The organism is Algoriphagus halophilus (assembly GCF_900129785.1).
GTDB lineage: Bacteria > Bacteroidota > Bacteroidia > Cytophagales > Cyclobacteriaceae > Algoriphagus > Algoriphagus halophilus.
The window spans coordinates 1-2409 of sequence record NZ_FSRC01000008.1; the positions used below are offsets into that span (position 1 = coordinate 1).

At 56.8% G+C, this 2409-nt stretch carries 1 protein-coding gene; it reads right to left on the reverse strand.

Annotated elements, in window-relative coordinates:
- Window positions 1–2409, reverse strand: a 2409-nt coding sequence (locus BUR11_RS20895) for an OmpA family protein (protein WP_234982213.1), incomplete at its 5' end; no start/stop codon positions are given.

Genomic DNA, 2409 nt, shown 5'->3' on the forward strand with positions numbered 1-2409 from the left:
TTACAGCACATCCACTTTTTTCTGTCTACCTGAGTAGGTGAACTGGGACTTTCCGATCCTCAGCTCTGTCCTTCTGTTCAGCTGGTGCATCGCAGGGGTACAGGTCCCGTCACTGCAGTCCTGAACCGGACGTGTCTCCCCGAACCAGGCCTCTTCCATCCGGTTCTCCTCGATCCCCCGGTTGGTCAGATAGGCCTTCACCGCATCCGCCCTTCTTTCAGATAGCTTCTGGTTGTAGGCATCGTCTCCCCGCTGGTCGGTATGCCCCTCGATGTACAGCATCAGGTTCGGCATACGCTTCAGCATGATCGCCGTGCGTTCCAGCTCCTTCTTGTGCACGTTTCTCAACATGCTCTTGTCAAAGTCAAAATAGATCGTCGGGATCTGGGCAATCTCATCCTGGATCTGGCTGAACAGGTCCTCCGGATCACAGAAGTCCTTGCCCTTCAGCTCCTCGGGCATCTCATATTGCTTGCTCGGGTCCGGGAACGCCTCCAGTACCAGTTCCGATCTTCGGTTCAGCTGGTGGGCAGACTCCGCACACGGAACCCCGTCCCCACAGTCGTTGATCAGCTCCTGCTCCCCGAACCATTCCAGACGGATACGCTCGGCAGGGATCTCGTACTGTGCCATGTATTCGGTCACCGCTGTCGCCCTGCTGTTCGACAGCTTGATGTTGTATTCCTCACTCGCCCTGGAATCCGTGTGGCTTCCCACCAACAGGTCCAGGAACGGATAGCGGCCCATCAGTTCGGCCAGCTTGTCCAGCACCGGCTTGGCATCCTCACGGATCACATACCTGTCCAGGTCGTAGTACACGATGTCCACGTATACCGGCAACTGGTACGGGATCGGGATCAGCTGGTATTCACGCTTCAGCGTGTCCCCCTCAAAGCCTTTTGTGGTGATCTCCTCGTCAGTGATGCTGAAGTAGCCCGGCTTGCTGATCTTGATCCCGAAGTCGCTGTCCGGCTCCAGTTCCGCAGTCAGTTCCCCTGTGCCGTTTCGGGTCGTCTGTACGTTCCCGTTATGGGTCTTGTCACGAAGCGTGGCCAGGTAGCTGTCGCTGATCACCACTCCCTCGCAGTCGATCACACGCGCCACAAACTGCTTGTACACCTCTTCCACACTGTAAATGTCATCCAGTCCCATTCCCCCCTTTCGGTTCGAGGATAGGTAGACCTCCGGTCTGCCCTCTTCCTGCTCCACTTCACGGTAGCCGAAGTCATCGGCCATCGAGTTGATCGGGGAGCCCATGTTCTCCACGTTCGTGATCCCAGTGGCACTGTAGTCCGCCATGAAGATGTCCATGCCGCCTAACCCACGGTGGCCCGTGGAACTGAAGTAAAATTTATCCCCGTTACGGAACGCATGGGACTCGTTGCCCGGGGTGTTCACCGTCGCTCCCAGATTCACAGGAGTCCCGAAGTTCATGTTCTCGTCGTATTCCGAATAATACAGGTCCGTGCCGCCAAGGCCGCCCGGCATATCAGAGGTGAAGTACAGCCGCTTGGCCGCCTCGTCCACATACGGGTTCATCACCGCATAGCCGATCGAGTCGTTGAACGGTACCGGGGTAAACCCTTCCAACGTTCCGTCTTCGTTCACCTTGCTGTAGTAGATCTCAGGCTGCACCACAATCTCGCGGTTCTTCCTCACCTTGGTGATCCCGCGGGTCACCGAATAGAACAGCAGTCCCTGTTCACCGGCGTAGCTCGGATCCGAAAAATTATAGGTGTCAGGGACGTTCGATACCACTTCGCTCACGTTCCCATCCCCGTCCTGTCTGTACACACTGAAGTACTCCCGGTCCGTATAGTCCTGCTTCTCCTCACTGAAGATCTTGTTCCTCCCGTCGATACGGATGCCCGGCATCTTGCTCGGGTACGTACCCCCACGGTCGGAGGTGAAGTACCTGTTCCCGTTCCCGTCCTTGGCCAGTGTGAAGTCAGAGCCCGAACTGTTCAGACCTTCCACGCCTTCCACCTTCACCTTCCGCTTTCCCTGTAGCTTCAGCAGGGCCGCGACCTGGATGCTGTCCGCTCCCACGCCCTTCGATTCCAGTACCGCACGGGCCTCGGACATCCGGTCGGTCAGCTGCGCATAGCGCAACAGCTGCAGGTAATCCCCCGGTGTCGCCTCCTCGTATTCACCCACCGTCGTCTTCCACCAGTCAAATGTGTTGTCATAGTCCCGCAGCACCTCATAGGCCTGCGCAGTCTTCTTCGCCGTCTCGTAGTTCGGCTTCTTCGCGTAGGCTTCCCGGTACACCTCTACGGCATGCTGGAAGTTCATCAGGTCCATCTGCTCATCGGCATATCGCACCTTCCGCTTCTGTGCATCAGTGGTCCCTATCGTGCCAAATATCATTGCCGAGGCAATACTCAATATCGTCAATGTCTTTTTCAT